Consider the following 24,475-nt stretch of genomic DNA (forward strand, 5'->3'; position numbering starts at 1 on the left):
ATGTTAATTATCTGTAAATTATACTGCTTTTCCTTACAAAATGTACTACTATTGAGTTGGCATTTCGTCGTGAAGAAATTGACTAGGAGGAGCCATGCAATAGAGATGAAAAAAATACATAAACTATTATGCGTACCTGTGATCGCCGTGACAATCAGTCTCCCTCAAACAGCATACGGAAGTTCAGATCTTAAAGGACATTACTTTGAAAAGAGTATGCTATCACTGATCGAAAAAGGAATCATCGATGGGTACAGTGATGGCAGTTACCGCCCAGATCGCCTTATAACGCGTGCTGAGTTTACGATGCTTCTTGTAAGGGCGTTGCATTTACCAGTGACGAAAGCAACGAATCCTTATCAGGATATTGATCAAGGTGATTGGTATTACGAGGCAATTGTTACCGCCACCTCTAACAACCTAATTGGCGGATATCCTGGAAATGTGTTTCGGCCTAATAAGAGCATCTCCCGTCAAGAAATGGCAGCGATGATTAAGCGTGCGCTTGATATGAAAGGTGTAGAAGCTGAGAAAGCCTCCCTTCCCTTCACGGACACAGCTCAGATTAACCAGATGTTTATCGGCGCGATAGAAAGTCTTGTAGCACTTCAAATTATCGCCGGGAAGGAAAAGCAAGGTGAATTATATTTCGCACCATTGGACCATACGACTCGAGGGGAAATGTCAGCGATTTTTAATCGTATGTTAAAACAACTTGATGATGAAAAACTCACAATCTCTTATACAGAGTATCCCTATGATTTTAAAGAAATGGTAGATATTCAAGTAACGCGAACACCAAAAGTGGACGGTGCAGGTAACTTTATTGCTAGTCGTTCACTTGTTGAATATTACGCTAATCCAAATAACTTCTCTCCAAACTCGAGTGATTACTTGCAATTTCTTGACTTGTCCAAGCAAACACTTTTAGATACGAACGAAATCAATTCTAAAGTGCTAAACAATAAAGGAACATTATCCGGACAAGCGGCAGCTTTTATTAATGCAGGCAAGGCATATAACGTTAATGAAATATATTTAATGGCACATGCACTACATGAAACTGGTAACGGTACCTCAACACTTGCTTCAGGAATTCCAGTTGATGAGAAAGGAAATGTAGTTGCAAAGGAGAAGGCAACTCGAACAGTATACAATATGTATGGCTATGGGGCGGTAGACAGTAACCCAATTAATGGCGGGGCAAAGTATGCCTTTCAAAATAAATGGTTCTCGCCAGCAGAAGCCATAATTGGTGGTGCAAAAGACATTGCCGACAACTATATTAATGATGGCCAAAATACACTTTATAAGATGCGTTGGAATCCTGACAGTCCCGGATATCCACAATATGCAACACATGTTAGGTGGGCTGTTTTACAAACAAGTAAGATGCAAGAGATTTACAGTTTACTGGATTCCTATGTTTTGCATTATGAGGTCCCATCTTTTCAGAAACAACCTAATGCGGCTTCTCTCCCTTCAGCTGAGGAACATTACAATGTGAACACAAACCGTGAAGGGCAAACCATGTACACAACAGCAAACCTTAATCTGCGAGTAGGTCCGACTACTTCCTTCAACATTATAAAAACACTTGCAAAAGGGAGCCGGGTTAGCATTATCGGAGAAAACGGTGGTTGGTACAAGATTTCTGTAGACGGTAATAGTGGCTGGGTTTCTGGTAACTATTTATCAAGTAATCAATACAACATTTTGAATAGTATCATAGACTCTCCATCAATAGAAGTACCGATAGTAAACTCTGCTGATCACCTTTTCGGTCAACTAACAGGGCAGCCTCCTATCTTATATAAGGAACCAACTATCTCGGATGACAACATTGTAAAAGAACTACCTTTGCAAACAGACGTTGCAGTCCTCGAAATAAAGGGAGACTGGTTATTGGTAGCAGATCAGGAGAACGAACAAGGTTGGGTTCATAAAGACAACGTGATGCTTGGGAATCTTCTCAAGGTACAGGACATTGATACAAGGTTGCATATTAGGGAGACCCCAAGCCTTGAAGGTAAGGTAATTGGCAGCTTTGAGCCAAGTGCTTATTTGGTAGGTAATACAACGAGTGACGGGAAACCGATCAAAGAAGGTGCATGGTATCAGGTATTTTACGATGGAGCTCAAGTGTGGGTCCACGAAGACTATGTCCTATTCCATGACACCCTGAACTAGAATAAACTCTTCGTTGACATCAAAAGGAGCGTGTAAATCATGAGACATATCACCATAATGGACGTTCCATTCCTGTTTACGACACAGAAGGCCTTTAGTAGCCTTCTGGCTGAACGGATTGAAAAGAAATTGAAGACCTTTGTGATAACAGCTAATCCAGAAATCGTCATGATGGCTAAGGAAAACCCAGCTATCAAAGAGAACGTAAAGCGAGCTACCTATGTTGTGGCGGATGGAATTGGCATTATAAAAGCTTCCCAACTCTTAAATAATCCGTTGCCGGAAAGAGTCACTGGCTACGATACGATGATGCAGTTATTACCGATCGCTGACAAAAGGTCGTACAGGATATTTCTGTTGGGTGCACAGCAAGAAACATTAGAAAAGACAGAAAATGCGTTAAAAAACCGCTATTCTTCCATTCAGATAGTTGGAAAACACCACGGATTTTTTGAAATGACATCCAAACATGTTACCGATCAGATTATGGAGGCATCACCTGATATAACGTTTGTAGCTCTCGGTGCTCCTAGGCAAGAAGAGTGGATCGCTCGAAATTTATCTGCTTTACCAAATGGCTTATATATAGGAGTTGGGGGATCATTCGATGTAATAGCTGGAACAGTTAAACGCGCACCCATTATATTCCAAAAACTAAACCTTGAATGGTTCTATCGTCTCGTAAAGCAACCTAGCAGATGGAGAAGGATGTTGGCATTGCCTCGTTTTGCCGTACATATCCTGAAGGTAAAGTTTACGAGGAATCCCTTATGAGTTCATCCACCTTTATTAAAGGCACCTTGATATTAACAATAGCTACTCTGTTTTCTAAAGTTTTAGGAAGTGTTTTTCGAATACCGTTACAAAACATCGCTGGCGATCAAGTATTAGGTATTTTTAGTCTTGTTTACCCGGTTTATATGGTTGCACTCACTTTGTCTGTTGCAGGGATACCTATTGCAATTTCAAAGATAATCGCCGAGGAACAGGCAAAGAGAAACACCGATTCGATAAAAGAAATATATGTAACGGCAAGTATACTAGCCACTTTGTTTGGGATTGGGAGTTTTATACTCATTTACTGTTTTTCAGAGCCGATTGCGAACGCACTTGGAGGACAATCTACAAGGTTGGCATTAATCGTTGTTGCTGCTACCTTAATCATTGCTCCTTATATGGCTGTATATCGGGGTTATTTTCAAGGATTCGGGGATATGGCTCCTACGGCTATTTCACAGGTTATTGAACAATTTGTACGGGTCGCCCTCTTATTGACCATTGCTTTTCTTTTTGTGAAGAGTGGGTTGCCTGATGAAAAAGTTGCGGGAGGATTGATGGCTGGCTCTGTTTTTGGGGCGTTGTGTTCATTTATCTATTTACGTTTCCAATATGTCCGTTCCCCTCTTAAACAAACTAGCAGCAGAGCATATTCCAGTGCTTCCTTTACTTATTGGAGCCGTAAAATTTTAAAACTATCCATTCCCATTGCTTTTGGTGCTATTACGATGGCCTTAATCAATTTTGTTGATTCGTTCACCATTTCGTATAGCTTTCAAAAGATGGGATTAGACGAAGCAGACATTAACTATATGTATGGACTTTACGGACGGGGCCAATCCCTAGTGCAAATCGCTACTGTTCTAGCAACATCTCTTGTATTACCGTTAATTCCTTTGCTTACTACTAAATTAAAGGAAGGGAATAAAGAGCAGGTATCCCAAATTATTGGAAAGACGAATTGGCTGACACATTTGGTTTCCTGGCCGGCAGCTTTAGGATTACTCGCCTTAACATTACCTATCAACCTCGCCTTATTTACGGACATACAAGGGAGTTGGGTGCTGGCTGTAATTGGGTTCAGTTCTATCTTTACTTCTTTAACCGTTCTTAGTACTGGTATTCTCCAAGGGATGAACGCCGCCAAAATGGCTGCTGTCATGATTCTAATTGCTGTTATTTTAAAAGCTGTAGCAAATATCTATCTTGTTCAGGCTTTTGGTCTATTGGGTGCAGCTTTCTCTACATTGGCAATTTACATTATCTTATTTGTTTTAAATTCGTTCGCTATTTATAAAAAAACGATGTTCACGCTAGAAAAAACATCTGTCATGAAAATGATGGTAGCTTCCGTTTTCATGGGTGCAGCCATTGGAATCCCTACACTCTTTCTGGACATCACTTACTGGTCAAGGTTCCAGGCGCTGTCCTATACGTTCGCAGGGATTGTCATTGGTACCGTAATTTATATAGCATTATTACTTCTTCTAAACGTCATTAGTCAACAAGATATAAAGCACACGCTGTCAGGCACTCTACCCTCTTACAGGAAAGGAAGGAATTAACATGAGAAAAAACCGATGGATCTGGATCATCATCATCTTATTACTTATTGCTTCCTTCCCCGGTCTTTTACAAAGAAGCACGACCGAGCGTGAAAATAATACATTTGAATTAGCCGTACCATTTCAGGAGATAGACCAATTAAGTACAGCAAATGACGAATGGAACGTTGATGATGTACTCTCGTCACTGAAGGAAGCTGGTTTAACAACAGTAAGCATTACCCCATTTTCATTAAAATGGATGGAACAGGAAGGTATTGTTTCCATCTACAGTGATAAAGCACTACAGCAAGTCCTAAGATTCAATGAAGCGATGACAGACATCAAGTCTGAGGACCAAGGTTACTATATCACTGAACCTAAGAACGAATATTATGAAGAAATTATAGAGGAAACATTTCATCCAAAAGTGAGGTCAATTGGGGATGAATCGCTATTTTTTATTAAAGAAGATTCTCAAGCACTCTCTCGTAGTCTTGGATACAATCAGGAAACAATAAAGCAAATCCAGCAACATGAGCTGAACATTATTTATCGCATGGAAAATCAAGAAGGTCTTACAGAAGGATCGATTAGTCAGTTAGTTGACCTTCATGATGAGACAGCCTCTGGGGTTCTTTTTACAGGGAATGAAGTTGTTGGCTATCCTAATATAAATCTTGTGAAGGCATGGTCAGATCAGCTTACAGAAGTAGGCTATCCTTTTTATTTTATTGAATTTAATATGCAGCGTGGCATGCAGACCCTTGCTAGAGACACAGATTATAACACGGTACGAATGCATAGTATTCACCTAAATAACAAAACATTGCCTGAGAATATTGATCAAGCTGTAAGAGCAGTTAAAGAGCGCAATATCCGATCATTATTCTTCCATTTGCAAACAGTGGAGCCCAAAGAAACGCTGGATAATGCTGTTCAATTTATAACAGCGGTTAATACGAAACTGGATCCACAATTTCAGAGCGGGACCCCTACTCCCTTTCAGAAAATAGATACACCGTGGTGGACAATCGCCTTGCTTTTGGCTGCCGGTATTTTATTTACCTATATCGTTGCGGAACTAATGAAATGGAAAAAGATCCAATGGTGGGCCGCTATATTTATGACGCTAATCGCGATCGGCTACTTTATTACACAGAAGCTTCTATTGTTACAAGCATTCGCACTACTTATAGCCATTGCAACGCCTATTTATGCCATTCTCTCTACTAGAAAGATGCGAGATGCCAAAATGCTCACGATTAGCCTACATTACGGAAAAGCACTTGGCATTAGCATTATTGGCATACTCATTATAGTTGGATTACTAAACGGCAACGCATTTATAACAGGGTTCGAAGCATTTCGCGGGGTAAAACTTGTCTACCTTGTACCGTTAGTATTCACCGTAGGCTATCTCTTCTGGAAAGAAGGATTCCAACTCTTACAAGTAAATGTAAAGTACTGGCACATGCTGCTTATCGTGCTATTAGGTGCAATAGGTTTCTACTATATCACCCGGACAGGAAATCATAGTACCGTTAGCGAGATTGAACTTATGGCACGGAGCTTTCTTGAAGAACTCCTTTATGTCAGGCCGCGAACAAAAGAGTTTTTAATTGGGTTTCCTTTTTATATCCTGGCCCTCTATGTAATCAGACATAACGCGTTTATAGGTAAGCTTCTTTTAATACCTGGGATCATTGGATTTCTATCCATTGTAAATACATTTACGCACTTGCACATTCCATTACACATTTCGTTATTGCGTACGGGATATAGCATTCTGATTGGATATTTTATAGGTGTCTTGCTCATCTTCCTTCTAAAAATAGGTACTCCTTTGATTCATAGATTACTTGAAAAGAGGTCGGTCTAATGCATATTGTAATTTCAGGCTATTTCGGTTTTGACAATGTAGGAGATGAGGCAATCCTTTATTCTATTATCGAATCCTTAAGAGCTGTTAAGCCAAACGTCAACATTACCGTTCTTTCCAACAATCCTGCGTCCACTAGTAGGACGTACAACGTCCAAGCAGTAAACAGGCGGAAGCTTAAGGAAATCACACAAGCAATTCGATCCTCAGATGGACTCATAAGTGGAGGAGGAAGCCTGTTACAGGATAAAACAGGGATGTTAACCATTCCTTATTATACTGGCGTTATGAGGATAGCCAAGTTTTTAAATAAACCTGTATTTATATATGCACAAGGTATGGGACCGATAAGCAGTAAGCTGAATAAATGGCTTGTAAAAACAACCTTAAACAATGTGAGTCAGATAACAGTAAGAGACGAAGCCTCCAAACAACTGCTAACTGATATTGGCGTTACAAATCCTGTTCCGATTGTACCAGATCCAGTTCTTGGGCTCGATCAAGCCTCCTTCAGCCATAATTGGAAAACGAGTGAGCACTTGCGCCCTTTCATTACGGTAAGTATACGAGATTGGCCAACAAAGCAAGCTTACCATAAGAAAGTGGCCACTTGTCTGAATTACCTCGCACAAAACGGCTATGACATTGTATTTGTACCAATGCATGGGAAACAAGATGCTGTACAATCTAAGAAAACGGCTGACCTAATGAAAGAAAAGAGCTATCTATTTCCTTCCGACGCTTCCATACAAGAAAAGATTGCTATTATTGGAGATTCCCAATTACTTATAGGGATGCGACTCCATTCACTTATCTTTTCAGCAATATGTACAACGCCTTTTGTGGCATTATCCTATGATCCAAAAATTGATGCGTTTGCCAGTCTTTGCGACCAGCCTGTCATCGGCCATGTAGAAAAAGACAATTGGGGGCCAGATGATTTGTGGAAGACCATCAGGCGTATACTTTCGATGGAAGAATGGAAACAAGCAGATTTAAGACGCAAGGTTAGCGAACATCAGTATAACGCAAAAAAGACACCTGAAATGGTGTTCGAAACTTTCATCCAAGAGTTAAAATGCGAACAAAGCTATTAAGCTTTGCTCGCATTTTTCATTTGGTCGAATCGTTTTATAACAAATCGAGAACACGTGCTGAGAAGAACTACAATTCCGGCAGCCGTGATAATACAAAGAACTGGAATAATAAAGAATCCATACCTTGGAATGGTTAAAAATAAATTAGAAAGCCCGATATACATGAAGGCCACAGAGGCTAAAGCTAGTAGTTTCTTTTTTCGCGTTAGGACTGCAACAACACTTGTTATCAAAGCTCCGTTCACGATGATATGGTGTGTCCACTTGAACACTTCCATATATGATAGATCTGTGTAGTAATAAATAGCGTCCGGAATTTTAAATAACTCGTATGTCTTTCCAATCGTGAACCAGGACAGCCATAGACCAAAGTTTTCCTGGAAGCCTTCTTTTATTTTCATTATTGCATAGTCTTTTGCTTCCATTCCAAGTTCGTATCGTTCTTTCCAATACTCTGAGAAATCATACATATTGAACGGGTTGCTTCCTGCAAACCAACTATTCCCAGAATGAGTAGAGAACAGAATCAATTCGCCGAACGCTATATAATTCCTTATTAACCATGGAAAAATGACAACGGATGCACCGATTCCCCAAAATATAGTGACTGAAAAGAATTGCTTATACTGATGGCGATGTTGAACTGCTATAATAGCAAAGCCAATCAGCACGAGTGGAGCAATTACGGGTCTTATCATGACACCATAACAAAATATAATAGCAAAAAGCATATGCAATATTTTTTTATTTGTATGTAAAGCTAGTAGAAATACATAGATAGCTAGACAAAAAAAGAAAATTCCTGGCGTCTCCGTTAACGCTGTTCGAAAATAGTGAAGTGGCGTAAGGTAGAATGTATATAATCCTGCCGCTACAACTCCCACCCACCGATTTTTAAAAATCTGTGAAGCAATTAAATATAACAAAAGAACCGTTCCGATACTCAGTACCATATTAAAGAGCTTCACCATCGTCATCTGTTCTACCTGGAATAGATCTGCAACATGGAAAATTGCTACAAGCAATAGTGGATGACCTGGCGTTACAAAAGCATTTTTTATAATTTCTCCAGTATTGCGGGTGTCGTATCCGTACACACCATGCTCGATAAGCTGGTTTGCCATGTTGGTGTATAAATAAGCATCCCTGCTACCGTATTTCCATGTATGCTCTCTTAGTTTTGCCACACTTTCAGTTATTTCCTCATTTTCCAGTTGTTCTTGAATTTGCTCCTCTGTAGGCTCCACAAAATTGCTGCCAGGATGCTTTATTAAAAAATATGTATGCATGATTGTCGAAATGAGTAAGAGAATTATGAGCATGTATACTGGCATTTTTTTATGTAAATGTTTTAGACCGAACGTCTTGTTCATAGATTACCTCGCTATCAGGTATACACCAAAAACAATGACGGCTGCTCCTGCCCATTGAATAGGTGTGACCGTTTCTTTAAATAAGGCGAAGCCGATAAAGATTCCTAACACATAAGCTAAACTCTGAAATGGATAGGCAATACTAAATGGCATTCTAGTGAGTATATACAACCAGATTCCTGTTGCCAGCACATAAATGAGTCCCCCACCAATGATGTATGGTGACTTTACAACATGCAGGATCGTATGTAATCCCATTGGGGAAAGATGAGCCATGCCCGTTTTCCAAAGCATCTGACCGCTAACTAACAAGAGAATATTGATAACTAGTAAAATATAATTCATATCTTCTTTTTCCTAACTTCATTTTTGTCCTGTTTCATTCTTTCTTGTTCTTCCTTAAGCAACGCGAATTCTTGCGTGAGGACCGTAACTTTATTGTTTAATTTTGAAATACGTCTCGTTAAATCAAAGATCATGATAATGGTACTAATGAGACCAAATAAGAACAGTAAGCTTGGCGCATAGGCAATCCCGAGTATATCTGCAAGGTAGGCAAGTAAGTCTCTGGACAGACTTAACACACCCAGCACCATACAGGTAAAAATCCAAATGAGCGAATCCCTTGTTTCCAATATCCCTCTACGAACGGATTCCATCACGATAATAAAAAACAAAACAATAATAATAAATGACATCCACGTAATATCCATACGTTAATACTCCTTCACAATCGAAGACATTAAAATAGAGAGCGTTACCTTACCAAAATAATAAAAACTCTTCCATGTTGTAATTGATGAGGCCCCTCCCTGTCTGGATTGCATATTTGCAGGGACTTCCTTTATCCGCATCCCTTTTCTACTTAAATGCATCAGTACTTCTGGTTCTGGATAGTCCCTCGGATAATGATGAGCAAATAATTCGATTACCGTACGATTGATGGCCCTATAGCCTGATGTTGGGTCTGTGAATTTTTTTCTAGTTAGCAGCCTTAATACAAGATAGAAGTAATAAATACCAATTCTCCTGATCCTGCTCCCTCGATAATCCGTCTTTTGTAGGAATCTAGACCCTATAACCATGTCCTGTTCTTGGTTCATAATCGGCTGGATCAAATTAACAAAGTCTTGAATGTTATGCTGACCGTCTGCATCAAATTGCACGGCGATTTCAAAGCCATGATTGCAGGCATACTTATAACCTGTTTGTACTGCTCCTCCAATCCCAAGGTTCTGCGGAAGGTTAATTTGGACAACCTCAAATGTTTCTACAATTTCTTTCGTTCTATCGTGTGATCCATCATTCACCACACATATTTCCACATTGTTCAGTTCATTCTTTAACGCCATTAATCCTTCCAATGTTTTGGCAATATTGTCTTCCTCATTGTATGCCGGGACAATAATCACCGTTTTAGGTACGTTTTTTATATCCATGGTTCTCCCCCTTTTTATCCCGTTTTCGTTTCTTCCACTTTTTTCGTAGCATGGGGCTGAGGCATTTTTCCAAATACCATCCAGCTAAATGGAATGTATGTTGACGTTAATCTGACAACCAGCCAACTTAACAGACCTACAAAGATAAATGTGATAATTTGCCAACCATGGTAAACCAGTGGTGAACCAGATGAAACGAGCTGCCTGAACACCATTAAAAATAAAGGGTGAATCAAATAAATCCCAAAGGACGTTGCCCCAATTTCCATAAAGAACTGTTTGGTAATTGGCTTAAATACCCTATTTGCCAAATGGGCGAGATAAAACAGTAAAACGCCTGCAAACAAAGCATGGGTAGCCCAAGTAAACTCTCCTATGTATTTGGTTATGATTTCAGGGAGGTTAACTGCAATGGAAGGGAATACCCCAATTCTAGCGGTGTACATATAACCGGTGTACAGTATAAGTAGTACGCCGTAACCAATACATAACGGGATAAGGATACGATCTTTTATGTGCTTTTTATTAAAGCTTGCTTTTATGTCATCATAATAAATACCGAGGTAAGCACCAATGAAATAAAAAGACAGGTATGAAAGGGACACAGACCCTTTCCATTCAATATGAAAATAATGATTATTTAAAACAACCCATCCCCACTGCAATACTAACCCGATCCAAATTGCGTGCTTTCTCAAGAAATGAATTTTCTTAAATAGATATAATAAGAATGGAAACAGAATATAAAGCTGTACACTGATAAAAACAAAATATAAATGTGTATGCGCCTTCCCAACTGCTAGTAGGGTAAGAAACCGTTGGATGGCGTAAGATATGCTTGGGTAATCATAGTAGACATACATTTTTATCACGAAATACAGAATGGAGAATAAAATGTACGGGATTAAAATATACTTCAATCGCTTTGTGTAAAATCGCTTAATCAAATCCCCATTGATCTGCCGAGGATAGTAATTGTAAAAAAGAACAAAGCTACTTAGCATAATAAATGTTGGTGTACCGAGTTTCCCTGCAATGTTAAGGAAATTATATACAGGAAAAAGAATTGAATCGGTTTCAATGCTCGTCACACCACTTGAGCTTGAATGAACAGTCAGTACTGCTAAAATAGGAAATGCCCTTGCAAGCTGTATTTCATCTAAGGATCTTCTTTGTAAACGCTGCACTTCATCACCACATTACTTTCTATTTGTTTTTACTACGATCCTATTAATCTCAGGAAATAACACCTAATAATCAACCAGCACTACTTCTTATATTTACTCGTTTCAATCCAATTTAATATAGGTCTGTATCGTTCGCTAATAATCCCTGTTACTTCTACAATCAATTCCACCATCATTAAAACCGTGACCAACACAATCGTTGTTCCCCATACAGCAGACCTGGTCAAAAGGACAGCTGCAAGGCTAAACAACCCACTTAACGCATACAACATGATGACAGTTTGTCTATGAGAAAAACCTAGCCTAATAATACAGTGATGTAAGTGTAGTTTATCCGGCGAGGATAATGGTTTCTTTTGGATGATTCTACGTACAATCGCAAACACTGTATCTAATATTGGGATCGCCAATATAATGATGGGCACCATTAGAGAAAATACCGCTACATTTTTGAATAAGCCTAGAACTGCAATGACAGAAATCATATAGCCTAGGAATAATGAGCCGGTATCCCCCATAAATATTTTAGCGGGATAGAAATTAAATACTAAGAAGCCAAGCGTTCCCCCTAGCAATAGTAAAGACAGGAGCGCAATCGGCAAATTCCCCATTGCTCCTGCAACCAGTGAAATGGTTAGTAAAGATATCGATGAAACACCTGCAGCCAGCCCGTCCAGTCCATCAATTAAATTAATTGCGTTCGTAATGGCGACAATCCAGATAATTGTAATCGGGATAGCAGTAGCACCAAATTCTATTCTGTCACCAAACGGCACGGTGATGAACTCAATTGTGTACCCGCCCATTACCGGAATGCTGGCAGCGATCAATTGCCCTATCAGTTTTATCCGTGCAGTTAATTGATAGAGATCATCCAATATCCCGACGAGCACAATAATTGTGGCACCCATTAATATCACCCAGCCACCTGCAACGTCCTTAAAAAATACGAGGTAACCGATTAAAAAACTGATATAAATTGCAAGCCCTCCCATTCGGGGCATGGGTTTATCATGTACCTTGCGTACGTTCGGTTTATCCACGGCTCCCAACTTAATGGCGAGCTTTTTAATGAATGGTGTTAAGATAATTGCTATAATAAAGCACAATACTATACCACTATAATCCAAAGTAAATCCTCCTACTTCCCTTAAAGAGGTTGTTCAAAAAATCCGGTAAAAGTGACACATCGAATTTCTTTGTTGGCTTGCTTTTCCGTTCCTCACGCATTAGTTGCATACGTTCCGGTACTCAAAGCTACACCGCCTCGAACTTCTCGGTCCTTTTTATCCTCCTTTTTGAACTCGCACTTAAACTAATATCACGAAATAAGGACCAATCTCTTGCTCCTCTACAAAATGTACAAAATAAAAATGCCCTTAAAGAGCATTATCCATTTTGTTGTTTACACTCTCTAAAAATCTAACTATTAAATGATGACTTGTTCTAGATTGTCAGCATAAGTTGCGTTATATGCTTTATATTTCTCAAGTTCATCTGTCGTAATTAAAATGGAAGGGAATTTTTTTAAACGCTGCATTTGTTCAATACTATTTACTGTCCAAGCAACTACCTGTACGCCCATTTGCTCGCATTTATTAATATATTTCTCGTTTAGACCATCAAATTTCACAGCGATATATTCTGCATCCAGCTTCTCAATTAAGCGCAAATGTGACCTTTTCATCTTTGTAACCAATGGTCCAATTTTAATATCTGAGGAAAGTACTCTCATTTTAGCAAGGGATTTATGATCAAAAGAAATCACATATACTTCTTCTTCCATTTGTAGCTTCTGAACGATACGACATACTTTCTCTTCCACTGCGTCATATAATTTTGTGTTTTTCATTTCAATTGACACATGAATCTGACCTTTAGCTAAGCGTAAAACCTCTTCTAGGGTCGGAATTTTCTCGAATTCACCAACATTAAACTCCTGCAGTTGATCCACCGTATATTCCCTGATTTCCCCACTGCCGTCTGTCATTCTGTCGATGTTATAGTCGTGCATCACAACTGGGACCCCATCCTTACTAAGATGAACATCCAACTCAATATGTGAAAATCCTAAATCAATCGCGGCTTGAAAAGAAGATAACGTGTTTTCTGGATACTTAACAGGGTAACCTCTGTGGCCTATCCCTCTAATATTCATTGAGCATTTCTCCTTTTTATTCCGTTATTATCGAGTTGTTGCCTACCTCCTCGATTAATTTCATTATAAACGGGGATTATTAAGTGCATATTAGGTAGAAGTAAATAATTTGTAAATTCACATATTATGTACGTAATTACTTGAAAAAGCGATACTTAATAATGGAGGTTCTAAAAATGAAAAGAGTCATCACATATGGAACATTTGATATTTTACACCCTGGCCATATACGTTTGCTAAATAGAGCAAGACAGTTAGGAGATTATTTAATTGTCGGGCTCTCTACGGATGAATTCAACACGATGAAAGGGAAAACAGCCTACTATACGTTCGAACAGCGAAAAGACATCTTAGAAGCACTACAAGATGTTGATAAAGTAATACCAGAAAATACATGGGGACAAAAAATAACGGATATAGCATCTTACTCTATTGATACGTTTGTAATGGGAAATGACTGGGAAGGGGAGTTTGATTATTTAAAGGAACATTGTGAAGTTATATACCTCCCAAGAACTACCGGGATTTCAACAACGCAAATTAAGAAGGACTTAAACAAAAATGGGTAGAGAATTCCTCATTTATGTGTACCTTCATGTTTTCCGCTTTTTCTTTACACTCTTTAAACTGTTTCCGCTACAGAAAAATAAAACGACCTTTATTGCTTCGTTTGGGCAAAATGTCTGGTTTACACTTCAGCAACTGGGAAACAGTCCTGAGCAAAAGTGCGTTATATTACAAACGGCACGGTGTACGGAAAGCTTGCACGGCTATCCTTGTAAAAAAGTGATACCGTTTAAGGCAAAACACCCCTTTAACTGGTTCCGAGCTATTTACCATTTAGCTACTTCTCGAATTGTATTTGTAGATAACTACTATGGTATTCTTGCCGCTTCTGCTTTCCGTAAAAACGTTTACTGTATTCAACTATGGCATGCAGCCGGAGCGATTAAACGGTTTGGGTTAAAAGATCAAGCAATTAAGGATCGATCCCAGCGCACGTATCGACGCTTTGTGAAGGTATATAAAAGAATGGATTTCGTGGTAGTAGGATCTGAAAAAATGGGGTCGATATTTTGCTCCGCCTTTGGATTGGACAAGCGTCATCTGTTACGTACTGGTATTCCGAGGACAGACTTTTTCTTTGATCAACATGCACAGAGAGAGGCAGTTGAAAACATAATTGCCAAATACCCTGCTATGCAGAATAAAAAAGTTCTTTTATACGCCCCAACATACCGAAACGGTCCCTCGGGAAAACACTTGAAAATAGATCTAACGGCTTTATATAATGCTTTTTCGCAGGAATATATTCTTTTCATTCAAACTCACCCTACCGTTCAATGGAAAATCGACCAGCAATACGAAGGTTTTGCCTTTGAAATCACCAATACTACGATCAATCATATGCTATGTGTCACAGATATTTTAATAACAGACTATTCTTCCGTAATATTTGAGTATGCTTTACTGAAAAGGCCAATAGTGTTCTTTGCGTACGATTTAGGGGAATATGCAGAGGAAAGAGGTTTCTGGGAGGATTACACCTCCCTTGTGCCCGGTCCAATTGTCGAGAACACTGCAGAACTGATTTCATGTATCAAACAGTACGATTATCCAGTATCAAAAATTGAAAAGTTTGCTGAGGAGTGGAATCATTATTCCAAGGGGGAGTCCAGTAAGAATTTAGTAGACTTATTTTATCCGAAACACTAGCATTCGATCGTCTTTTAGTGAATAGGTATGTTTTTTTATACTTAAAACATCAACATTTTAACTATGGCGTAATTGCTACCTATCACTTATTTAACACGTAAAAAAACCTGGTGATATCCCACATATCACCAGGTTTTTATTATACCCGATTCTTCGCTTCAATTTCTTTTGAACCGGTAATGAGATAGTTAAGTTCTTCTTCTGGTATTGCATTAAACTCTTTCCGTTTTACAAGGTAGAAGATTAGACCCAGTACAATCCAGGCACCTAGCGCAATTCTAGACTCAATTCCAAGAAAAGCTGGTGACCCTGGGATTAGTAGCAAACCGAGAAATACGAGGCTTGATAACATTCCAATAGCAGCGATTACCTTTTTCAACGGTGAAACAGTATGTTTTTTCTCGTTAAAGGTAGCGTCTTTCTTTGTTTTAAACAAGGAGAACGCAGTATAACAAGTATAGAAATACGCAATGGTTACGCCAATCGAAGACATGTCCACGACCCAAAGCAGTGCTTCACGGCCAAACCATGGAGCAAGCATTGCCACAATTACTGTAAAAATGATCCCGACATATGGTGTTTTATGTTTCGGATGAAGCTTAGAGAATGCCTCAGGTAATATTTTCGCACGAGACATAGCGAACAGTAATCTACTTGAAGAGATGATGAAACCGTTAAGCCCAGTAAACACACCCATTGTCAAAGCAGTTACCAGCAGGACAAGTCCCATCGTCCCTAATAGTTCTTCAATAGCGGCACCCGTTCCCCAAACATGGGATTCCGAGACAAGTTCTTGCCATGGACGAATCATAGCCGTAGCAATGATCATTAAACTATACAGCACTGCTGCAAAGAAAATGGCTAAGATGATTAAGGAGAAGGCTTTTTTGGAGGAAAAATGAAATTCCTCTGCAGCCTGTGGGACATTGTCAAACCCAACATATGCCCACGGCGCTATCGCTACAATCGAAATAATTGCCGCAAATGCCGTCGTATCAGATGGGAAAAACGGCTGAACATTGGACAATCCCGCTCCTGGTTGCCCTCCAACCATAAACGTTATGGCTACAATACTAAGAATCATAATCGTACAAAAGACAAACTGCATCCGACCAGATATACCGCTACCACGGACGTTAAAATAACCAAACGCACCTAATGCAACAGATGCAATAATAATTTCCATTCCGTAAACATCCCAGCCTGCAATTTGGTATAAATGAAGATTTTCTATAAGTGCAGGAAAAACAAATTTAAACATTAACGCAAACGCCGAAGCATTTAAAGCTACAATACATATGTAACCGAGCGTTAGAAACCAGCCGCTGATGAATGCGTGGGTTCTACCAAGACTAATAAAAGCATAAGCGAACTCCCCACCAGATACTGGAAAACTTTTAATCAGAAAACCGTAGCTTACAGCGATCAACATCATTAAAATAGCACCAATTCCAAAGCCGAGGATGACTCCCATTGGACCAGCAGTGGTCATCCAAGTTGTAGGCTGTACGAATGCCCCCCACCCAATTGATGAGCCAAGGGCGATTGCCCATACCCAATGTGCCTTTAATGATTTTTTCAGTGTCGTTCTTTCATCCATAATTGGTCTCCTTAAATATATTTTGGCAGTTACAAGTTTCGTCTACCATCTAAAAAATTATACCAAACATATAATTTCTAAGCTATTTCCGCATAAGTAAGCATGAGACAGTATCAAATAACATTTAAGGGCATATTAATTTTGAATCTTCCCCAAGGTAAATAACAAGCAATTTTATTTATATTTGCCTGAATTTAAAATATTCGCCTCCCTAATTGCAGAATTAAGTGGTGAATAGAAGGAGGACAAGTTGATTGAGTGGGCGATTTGGTTGATTGGTTGTGCTTCTTGGTCGATTGATTGTGCTTTCTGGTTGATTGATCCTCTGATTTGATCGATTGAATGCGCTTCTTGATTGATCCTCCGTCTTGATCGATTGAATTCGCTGCTAGGTTGATTGATCCTTCGACTCGATCGATTGAATGCACTTCTTAATCGATTGATCCTCTGATTTGATCGATTGAATGCGCTTCTTGATTGATTGATCCTCCGATTTGATTGATGGACTCCCCGATTTAGTCGATTAAACTCCCCCACTCAACCGATCCGCTCAATTCTCTCGCTAGCCCTACTATCCCCAAATAAAAAACCAGCATCCTATTATACGGAATGCTGGTTTTCATCATTACTTATCCGAAAAGATTCCAAAGTTTGCCGATAAAGGAGAATACTCGTTCAAAGATATATCCTACTAAATCATACTTATCTTCGTCTTTATCTTCATCTTTGTCTTTTCCTGGATTCTTTTTCACTTGCTTTGTTATCACAACTTCTTCCACTGTCTCATGCCCGGCAAGATCTACTACTTTAAATTCAAATACATTCTCTCCATCCTCTAGATTGAGTTCAATGTCTTCGATTTTCTCTTTAAAGCTCTTTTTGCCGTATGGCGTTGAGAGGTCGTGGCTAAATACGTGATTGCCATTCACATAGAAATTAATATCATCAAAGTTATCTTTGATGGTTGCTGAAACTGTTACGCTATCTTCTTTTGTTTTCTTAGGTGCTTTTACTTTTAATGTTGCTTCTGCTGTATCAACAAAATACCTTCTGCCGATTTCCGTTTCATTTCCTGCGTTGTCTACTGCCTTAATATGACGGAAGTAGAAGTCATCCTTTTTGTGTGAAAGGGTTAAAGAGAAGTCATAACGATCTTCCTCTTCGTTATAAACAAGCTCTGCTTTTTTCCCATCAACTGTTACTTCTTTTACACCAGATGCATCTGTTACATATCCGGAAAAGACTACGTCTCTTGAATCATATGCCTCTAATAACTCCGGTGTTAGTAAGTGTAAATCCGGTACAGTTGTATCTGCAGGTTCTTCGACTACTGCTTCTTCTTCTTGCTCATTTCCTGCATAGTCTGTCGCTACTACAGTTACAGTGCTGTCTTCATCAAAGTCTGTTAACTCATGCTCTGTTACACTTTCTGTATAAGGTGTTTCCAGTACAGATTCACCGTCAACCAATACATCCCATGTAGCTAACCCGCTTCCTTCTCCATCATCTACAGCAACAGTTAATACTTCACCATTCTCATCAATGGTCGCATCGACTTCTGGAGCCGTTGTATCAAGAAGGACTGGCAGCTCCAATGTTTGCCATTCAGCATCTTCATAATCAATCACTGCTGCTGCTTGTAAATAGTACTGTCCATCTTCAGCTAGCTTGTTGTTGATCTTTCCGTCCCATGTACGTTCACCAGACAAGGAATATTCAGGTGCTGCTCCACCGTCATAATAGTTTTTACGAAGATCTGATTCTAAGCGTATCGTACGTACGACTTTTTTGTCTTCATCAAGAACATTAAATTTTGCTTCCTTCGCATTTCTCAAGAAGGACAAGATGAGCAATGCGTCATCCTGGACGCCATCACCATTTGGTGAGAAGGCAATCTTTTCTGGGTCTGTTTCACCGGTTTCTAGGTTTTCACCAAGGAATCCATAGCTATCGTCCCCGGTATTCGTAACAACTCCTGTCATGCCATAGAACGTCATTGCATCCCATAATGGTGTATCAAAGATTGGCGCATCATCCCAAGAACCTTTGAATCCAACATAAGGAACGGTTAATTCTGGATTTGTGTCAGTAGGATCTGTAAAGGTAACAAACCCTTCTACCCAATACCCGTTTGTGAAAATTTCTGCTAGTGAAGCATCGACTTCACTAAGATCAACGCTTACTTCAAGGCTTACTTGGCCATTAGCTGGCACCTCTACGGTTGATAAGGCTTCGCCGTTTACTGTAGCAATGTCGCCAAGATCATTTCCACCAAACATATTTGGTGCAGTGACAAGGACGCCACCACCATCAACTGGTGTATCTGTCTGTGCATTTGCAGAGACATCATAGGTTACTGCTTCATCTGAATAGTTTTCTGCGGTTAATTCGAATGTTACTTCATTACTATTAATTTCTTTTAACGCTACTTTCGCTTCATTCGAAGCTGACTCTGTTACCACAACTGGCGTTGATAATGCAGCATGGATTTGCATCAATCCTGCACCTTGACGTCGTGGTGATACAGGCGCACCATCAAAATCAACTGGTTTGGAAGTATTTAGCATTAGGTTTTTCGCTTGGTTAACGCGGTTTGCATTTCCATAACCAAATTCCTCATCTACACGCTGAAGTACAAGCGCACTTCCGCCTGAAACATGTGGTGCTGCCATGGAGGTTCCACTCATCAATCCATATTGATTGTCATTTAATGTAGAAAGAATTTGACCACCTGGTGCTGTGATTTCTGGTTTGAAATCAAGGTTTGGTGTTAATCCCCATGAAGAAAATGCACTCATTTTCCCAGCATCTGGATTATCCATTTTTGTCATTTCTCCATCAAATGAAACGGTCACAGCTTGTCCATTTTGAACCGCTTCTGCTAATCTGTCTCCATCACTCTTCAGCATAAATAGATACGGAATTGTAATAGAAGGATCTGAGGCCATATTTACAATTCCATCTGTGTTGTTGTAAACAATTACCCCTGCTGCTCCTGCATTTTGAGCGTTAAGTCCTTTTTCTGTGAAGGCAATCTCTCCACGCTGAATCAAGACATATTTACCTTCAACATCTTTTCCTTCAAAGTCCTCGGGAAGCCCTAGCCCAGCTTCTACGACTTCATATGCTTCTCCGTCTGTCGAAGGGAAAGTATCCCCTGCAGATAGAAATGCTGCTGTACCTGCTTCTTCATCAATGCTATATTGTAATGCGTCTACTTCCATAAACGTGTTCTCATAAGAGGCTACTTGTGTGGAATCATTTGCCACCCCTGGAGAACCACTTACCCCATAATCAGGATTGGATGCATATGGATAAAAGAAACCATCTGCAAACAATGCGGAGTTACCAGCAGAAATGGACATTAGAATTCCATTGTCTACTGCACGGGATACGGCGCGTTGCTCAGGAGAATCCGCATCAACATAACCGGATGGTGATCCAAGACTCATATTTAATACATCGGCACCAAGCTTGATAGAATCATCAATCGCTTTAATGTAAATATCACCATAGGTTGTTTGTAGCTCCGGATCATTGCCGAATACTTTTAATGCAAGCAATTGTGCTTCAGGAGCAATCCCTAGAATACCACCGTTATCCTCGTCGCCATTCGCAGCAACTGTTCCGCCTACGTGCATTCCGTGATAGCTTGCCCCACTATGGATTTCACGCACTTCATCATTTTCATCCATGTAGTTATAGCCATATGGCACTTTTTCTGTATAGTATTTTCCTGGAAGCCCTTCGTTACTGATTGTGTCCTGAACAAATTCTTCTGACAGTCCACCCTCAACATCTTCGGAAAGAACCATATCCTGGTGCGTATAGTCAATGCCAGTATCAATAATACCGACTACCATACCTTCCCCTTTATAACCATAATCTCGCCAAGCCTTTTGTGCTTCTACGAGTTCTTTACTGTACTTCATTTCCGGTTGTACCTTTGGTTGTTCATACTCTGTCACGATAGAAACCGTTTTAACATCAGGAAGTTCTCTAATAAGCTCGAGATCGCCCTGCTTTACTTCCGCACTAAAACCATTGACGACCGTAGTAAATTCTTGTAAGTATTTTGCTTCTACTTTCTTTTTCTTCATCTCTTCTTTTACTGCCTTTTGTTTTGATTTGGCAGCTTTCGTTAATTTCTGTTTCTCAGATTCGCCCATTGTATTAAACATAATACCTTTTTTAGTAGCCTTTTCAATTGGCGCTTCGTCATCCATTTCTACTATAACCCGAACTTGCTTATCAGGGTCCTCTGTTTCCTTCATTTCTGTTGTTTTGGCCTTGTCCTTTTTATTCGCATTCTGTGGCAGTGTTTTTTCCGCTGCACTTACCATCGCGAAATTACTAAAGACCATTAATACTGCTAAAAATATAATGGCAATTTTCCTACGCATTTCTCTCCCCCTCTAAAATAGTAATCTACTAAATATAAAGTTCCTCCTTCTCTGAATGTTTCGTGACATAATATTCAGATATTAATATCATACAGAAAACAAGACTATTGTAATAGCGCCAATAGTCCTGGGTAAGAAGTCTGTTTATTTTAAATTTAACTACAATTCCTCCTCGTTAACTGTTCATTATGTATTAAAAAAGGAAGTCCATCTATTTAATAGAACGCACAGGGTTGCTCCATCTAAAGCACTACTAGATAAAATCGGAAATAGCAGATACTTATCTATTTCGTATTTCACCTGACGTTAAATTAATATAAATAGGTTCCTACAATCGCTAATTTTATTTTAAGATGATTGTTGAACAAGAATCCGCGCCATCGCAATGGAATACTCTGTTGCTTTTTCTGCTCCAATCAATGTAGTCATAGATGTCGTCCCCTCGAGCAGTAACGTAATTTGGTTGGCTAAATCCTCTTTATTGTCTTTTCCTTTGCTTTGAGCCAATTGTTGAAAGTACTGAAGTAATTTCGCTTTATGGCCTCTTGCTATGTTTTCAATTTCATTATCTGCCCCAGCATAATCTTCAATAGCTCTTAAAAACATATCACCTTTATAGGATTGTTCCTTTAACCAACGGCCATGTGCCTCAACTGCGAGTACGAAAGGAGAAATAGAATCTTTCTTTACATTTGAATCTAAATAGGACCAATATCGCTCTTCTCGCTGTCTCAATACTTCCTCAACCAAGTTATCTTTTGAAGGAAAATGATTATATAGCGTCATGGTTGCAATGTTTGCTTCACTAATAATTTGCTTTAATCCTACGCCACGAAAACCATGTTCATAGAATAAGCGTTCAGCTACGTTAAGTAATATTTCTCTTTTAGTAGATCGACTCATAAAATTAATTTCTCCTTAAATAAAGTAAACCTTCACTTGGTGAGTAATTTTACTACCTTGCCCACCTAATGTTAGTTGAATGAATTATACTTTTTTACTTGCAGAAGATCCCCCCACTTAGAGCCTTATTATCAGTTAAAGCGGGAAAAAGTAGACCAACCATTAGCTTATAGATTAACAAGATCCTCCTCTTACAGTCAAACCTTTTTAGCATAGGTAAAATAGATACCTTTGCTCATAACACAGCTGTTAAATGCAACCTTTTCTCCGTTTGTGCAATCGTGAACTTCTTGGATTTTCACGTTAAATGAGCTAGTTAATTTAATTACAGAGGTTGATTTCCCATCTACGTTTATGTTAAAAATAGAAGGGTCGTTCTATCTATTTTATTAAATATACTATAATGTGTAGTGAACTTTTATGAAGCTACCAAATACATTTTTATTGGTAGAGTAATCGTATAGGCCTATTATTTGGAAGGAGAATGAAGTATTTATGGCTAAGATCGGTAAAGTCTTTTGGATATCATTATTTATATCAGCAATTTTTGTATTATGGGGGGTTTTTGCTCCGAAGAACTTGGAAAATATCACCTCGCAAGCACAAAGCTTTTTGACTTCAAATTTTGGGTGGTTCTATATTGTTTCGGTCTCTATATTCTTAATTTTTTCCATCTACCTTATTTTTAGTCGCTTTGGTAAGATGCGTTTAGGTAAAAAGGGTGATAAACCTGAATATAATAAAATCACCTGGTTTGCCATGTTGTTTGGTGCAGGAATGGGAATCGGTATCATCTTTTGGGGGGCTGCCGAACCTTTAACGCACTATGCTTCCCCACCTGAGGCAGACCCAGAAAGTGTCGAAGCAGCTAAGAATGCACTTCGTTATTCTGTGTTTCACTGGGGATTACACACATGGGCTATCTACACTGTCATCGCATTATCTATCGCTTATTTTAAATTTAAAAGAGGTGCGCCAGGGCTTATTAGTGCAACCTTCCAACCATTACTAGGCGCAAGAACAAAGGGTTGGATTGGCAAAACCATAGATATTATCGCCGTATTCGCAACTATTTTTGGTGTTGCCACCTCACTTGGGTTGGGCGCATCACAAATTAGTGGTGGTTTGTCCTTTGTTTCTGGTATTGAAAATAACTTTAATACTCAGATTATCATTATTATCATTGTTACCGTGTTGTTCATGTTTTCTGCTTGGACGGGTATTAGTAAAGGGATTAAATATTTGAGTAATACGAACTTAATTCTAGCAGCATTATTGCTTCTACTAACTTTAATTATTGGTCCAACAGGATTTATTCTTAACACATTTATTTCAACAATTGGTTCCTATATGGAGTCTTTACCCGCGCTCAGCTTCCAAACAGGTTCCTTTGACGAGGATCTTAATGGTTGGATTCAAGACTGGACTGTTTTCTATTGGGCTTGGTTTATTGCCTGGTCCCCATTTGTGGGCACCTTTATCGCTCGAATCTCCAAAGGAAGGACCATTCGTGAATTCGTCATTGGTGTTCTCTTTATTCCAAGTATTGTTTGTGCATTATGGTTTGTAGTCTTCGGGGGTTCCGCTCTCTTTCAAGAACTCAATGGTGTAACAAACGGGTTAACGGAATTAGCACAAGAGGAAACATTATTTGCATTATTTGAGTCTTTCCCATTTGCATCGGTGTTAACCGTAGTGGCAATTCTGTTAATCACTACCTTCTTTATTACGTCAGCTGACTCAGCAACCTTTGTTTTGGGTATGCAGACGACAAATGGAAGCCTCAACCCACCTAACCGAATCAAAATGGTATGGGGTATCATCCAAGCAGCAACTGCCGCTATCTTACTTTACTCTGGTGGCCTAGGCGCATTACAGACAGCTTCCATTGTCTCCGCGTTTCCATTTGCCTTTATCTTATTGTTTATGATGGTGTCTCTGCTCAAAGCATTAAATGAAGACTATTATCAAGAAAAAAGTGTAAGTGAACACAAAAAGCAGAAATAGTATTTCCTTTCTTGCCCTCATGTCAACAGTTAAAAAAGTATGCAGCTAATGAAATGGCCTATTATCTTTCGATTAGATTTCGAATGATGGTAGGCTTTTTTATTTTGGTGTGGTTCCTTATTCACCACTGTCCCTTTACCTTATTAATAAACTTAATAGATTTCAAATGTAAAAAACCCGACAGCTGCAAACTTTCGCA

At 39.2% G+C, this 24,475-nt stretch carries 18 protein-coding genes; 8 read left to right on the forward strand and 10 right to left on the reverse strand.

Annotated features, from left to right (window positions below):
- Positions 1 to 105: 105 nt before the first annotated feature.
- The 5 genes from BN988_RS17020 to csaB are packed head-to-tail and all read left to right on the forward strand — an operon-like array spanning position 106 to position 7,490.
- Complete coding sequence (locus BN988_RS17020; RefSeq protein WP_051558091.1) at positions 106 to 2,190, forward strand: S-layer homology domain-containing protein; 2,085 nt, start codon at positions 106 to 108, stop codon at positions 2,188 to 2,190.
- A 39-nt stretch (positions 2,191 to 2,229) separates the two neighbouring features.
- A complete protein-coding gene (locus BN988_RS17025) occupies positions 2,230 to 2,964 on the forward strand; it encodes a WecB/TagA/CpsF family glycosyltransferase (protein ID WP_036578383.1) in 735 nt (244 codons plus the stop codon).
- Positions 2,961 to 4,532, forward strand: coding sequence for a putative polysaccharide biosynthesis protein (locus BN988_RS17030; RefSeq protein WP_036578384.1), 1,572 nt, complete (start codon positions 2,961 to 2,963; stop codon positions 4,530 to 4,532). Before BN988_RS17025 ends, BN988_RS17030 begins: the two co-directional genes overlap by 4 nt.
- Before the next feature lies 1 nt (position 4,533).
- Positions 4,534 to 6,393: a DUF5693 family protein gene (locus BN988_RS17035; protein WP_036578385.1), complete on the forward strand. Its 1,860-nt coding sequence runs from the start codon at positions 4,534 to 4,536 to the stop codon at positions 6,391 to 6,393.
- Positions 6,393 to 7,490 carry a polysaccharide pyruvyl transferase CsaB gene (gene csaB / locus BN988_RS17040; protein WP_036578387.1) on the forward strand — a complete coding sequence of 366 codons (1,098 nt, stop codon included), beginning with the start codon at positions 6,393 to 6,395 and terminating at the stop codon, positions 7,488 to 7,490. The genes BN988_RS17035 and csaB overlap by 1 nt, the downstream gene beginning before the upstream one ends.
- On the opposite strand, the gene BN988_RS17045 is transcribed toward csaB, so the two are convergent.
- From BN988_RS17045 to BN988_RS17075, 7 genes are all read right to left on the reverse strand, one after another.
- Complete coding sequence (locus tag BN988_RS17045; RefSeq protein WP_036578388.1) at positions 7,487 to 8,863, reverse strand: ArnT family glycosyltransferase; 1,377 nt, start codon at positions 8,861 to 8,863, stop codon at positions 7,487 to 7,489. The genes csaB and BN988_RS17045 overlap by 4 nt on opposite strands.
- A gap of 3 nt (positions 8,864 to 8,866) precedes the next feature.
- Positions 8,867 to 9,208 carry an EamA family transporter gene (locus BN988_RS17050; RefSeq protein WP_036578390.1) on the reverse strand — a complete coding sequence of 114 codons (342 nt, stop codon included), beginning with the start codon at positions 9,206 to 9,208 and terminating at the stop codon, positions 8,867 to 8,869.
- On the reverse strand, positions 9,205 to 9,576 hold the full coding sequence (locus BN988_RS17055; RefSeq protein WP_036578391.1) for a DUF2304 domain-containing protein: 372 nt from the start codon (positions 9,574 to 9,576) through the stop codon (positions 9,205 to 9,207). The genes BN988_RS17050 and BN988_RS17055 overlap by 4 nt, the downstream gene beginning before the upstream one ends.
- A 3-nt stretch (positions 9,577 to 9,579) precedes the next feature.
- A complete protein-coding gene (locus BN988_RS17060; RefSeq protein WP_036578392.1) occupies positions 9,580 to 10,302 on the reverse strand; it encodes a glycosyltransferase family 2 protein in 723 nt (240 codons plus the stop codon).
- Between the two features lie 14 nt (positions 10,303 to 10,316).
- The gene (locus BN988_RS17065) at positions 10,317 to 11,489 is read right to left on the reverse strand and encodes an acyltransferase (RefSeq protein ID WP_036578393.1); all 1,173 of its coding nucleotides are present in this window, start codon (positions 11,487 to 11,489) and stop codon (positions 10,317 to 10,319) included.
- 80 nt (positions 11,490 to 11,569) lie between these two features.
- The gene (locus tag BN988_RS17070) at positions 11,570 to 12,619 is read right to left on the reverse strand and encodes a glycosyltransferase family 4 protein (RefSeq protein ID WP_036578395.1); all 1,050 of its coding nucleotides are present in this window, start codon (positions 12,617 to 12,619) and stop codon (positions 11,570 to 11,572) included.
- 299 nt (positions 12,620 to 12,918) lie between these two features.
- A complete protein-coding gene (locus tag BN988_RS17075) occupies positions 12,919 to 13,647 on the reverse strand; it encodes a glycerophosphodiester phosphodiesterase (protein WP_051558093.1) in 729 nt (242 codons plus the stop codon).
- Between the two features lie 176 nt (positions 13,648 to 13,823).
- Between BN988_RS17075 and tagD the strand changes: the two genes are divergently transcribed.
- Together tagD and BN988_RS17085 are read left to right on the forward strand one after the other, a co-directional pair.
- Positions 13,824 to 14,216: a glycerol-3-phosphate cytidylyltransferase gene (gene tagD / locus BN988_RS17080; protein WP_036578397.1), complete on the forward strand. Its 393-nt coding sequence runs from the start codon at positions 13,824 to 13,826 to the stop codon at positions 14,214 to 14,216.
- Entirely contained in the window at positions 14,209 to 15,363 is a 1,155-nt protein-coding gene (locus BN988_RS17085; protein WP_036578398.1) for a CDP-glycerol glycerophosphotransferase family protein, read from the forward strand. Before tagD ends, BN988_RS17085 begins: the two co-directional genes overlap by 8 nt.
- Positions 15,364 to 15,502: 139 nt before the next feature.
- On the opposite strand, the gene BN988_RS17090 is transcribed toward BN988_RS17085, so the two are convergent.
- The 3 genes from BN988_RS17090 to BN988_RS17100 all read right to left on the reverse strand — a co-directional run bounded on the left by BN988_RS17090 (position 15,503) and on the right by BN988_RS17100 (position 22,269).
- Entirely contained in the window at positions 15,503 to 16,963 is a 1,461-nt protein-coding gene (locus BN988_RS17090; RefSeq protein WP_036578399.1) for an APC family permease, read from the reverse strand.
- 629 nt (positions 16,964 to 17,592) lie between these two features.
- Positions 17,593 to 21,366, reverse strand: a complete 3,774-nt coding sequence (locus BN988_RS17095) for a S8 family serine peptidase (RefSeq protein ID WP_036578401.1) — start codon at positions 21,364 to 21,366, stop codon at positions 17,593 to 17,595.
- A 348-nt stretch (positions 21,367 to 21,714) separates the two neighbouring features.
- The gene (locus tag BN988_RS17100) at positions 21,715 to 22,269 is read right to left on the reverse strand and encodes a TetR/AcrR family transcriptional regulator (protein WP_036578403.1); all 555 of its coding nucleotides are present in this window, start codon (positions 22,267 to 22,269) and stop codon (positions 21,715 to 21,717) included.
- Between the two features lie 495 nt (positions 22,270 to 22,764).
- Here BN988_RS17100 and BN988_RS17105 point away from each other — a divergent pair, with 495 nt between their 5' ends.
- Complete coding sequence (locus BN988_RS17105; RefSeq protein ID WP_036578404.1) at positions 22,765 to 24,276, forward strand: glycine betaine uptake BCCT transporter; 1,512 nt, start codon at positions 22,765 to 22,767, stop codon at positions 24,274 to 24,276.
- The last annotated feature ends 199 nt before the right edge of the window (positions 24,277 to 24,475 follow it).

The sequence above is a fragment of the Oceanobacillus picturae genome (assembly GCF_000612865.1).
In the GTDB taxonomy this organism is placed as follows: Bacteria; Bacillota; Bacilli; order Bacillales; family Amphibacillaceae; genus Oceanobacillus_B; species Oceanobacillus_B jordanicus.

Coding starts and splice junctions, on each gene's coding strand:
- BN988_RS17035 (WP_036578385.1), top strand. CDS start 4,534: ATGAGAAAAAACCGATGGATCTGGATCATCATCATCTTATTACTTATT.
- BN988_RS17045 (WP_036578388.1), bottom strand. CDS start 8,863: ATGAACAAGACGTTCGGTCTAAAACATTTACATAAAAAAATGCCAGTA.
- BN988_RS17105 (WP_036578404.1), top strand. CDS start 22,765: ATGGCTAAGATCGGTAAAGTCTTTTGGATATCATTATTTATATCAGCA.
- BN988_RS17075 (WP_051558093.1), bottom strand. CDS start 13,647: ATGAATATTAGAGGGATAGGCCACAGAGGTTACCCTGTTAAGTATCCA.
- BN988_RS17095 (WP_036578401.1), bottom strand. CDS start 21,366: ATGCGTAGGAAAATTGCCATTATATTTTTAGCAGTATTAATGGTCTTT.
- BN988_RS17020 (WP_051558091.1), top strand. CDS start 106: ATGAAAAAAATACATAAACTATTATGCGTACCTGTGATCGCCGTGACA.
- BN988_RS17050 (WP_036578390.1), bottom strand. CDS start 9,208: ATGAATTATATTTTACTAGTTATCAATATTCTCTTGTTAGTTAGCGGT.
- BN988_RS17055 (WP_036578391.1), bottom strand. CDS start 9,576: ATGGATATTACGTGGATGTCATTTATTATTATTGTTTTGTTTTTTATT.
- BN988_RS17090 (WP_036578399.1), bottom strand. CDS start 16,963: ATGGATGAAAGAACGACACTGAAAAAATCATTAAAGGCACATTGGGTA.
- BN988_RS17030 (WP_036578384.1), top strand. CDS start 2,961: ATGAGTTCATCCACCTTTATTAAAGGCACCTTGATATTAACAATAGCT.
- BN988_RS17060 (WP_036578392.1), bottom strand. CDS start 10,302: ATGGATATAAAAAACGTACCTAAAACGGTGATTATTGTCCCGGCATAC.
- BN988_RS17025 (WP_036578383.1), top strand. CDS start 2,230: ATGAGACATATCACCATAATGGACGTTCCATTCCTGTTTACGACACAG.
- BN988_RS17100 (WP_036578403.1), bottom strand. CDS start 22,269: ATGAGTCGATCTACTAAAAGAGAAATATTACTTAACGTAGCTGAACGC.
- BN988_RS17085 (WP_036578398.1), top strand. CDS start 14,209: ATGGGTAGAGAATTCCTCATTTATGTGTACCTTCATGTTTTCCGCTTT.
- tagD (WP_036578397.1), top strand. CDS start 13,824: ATGAAAAGAGTCATCACATATGGAACATTTGATATTTTACACCCTGGC.
- csaB (WP_036578387.1), top strand. CDS start 6,393: ATGCATATTGTAATTTCAGGCTATTTCGGTTTTGACAATGTAGGAGAT.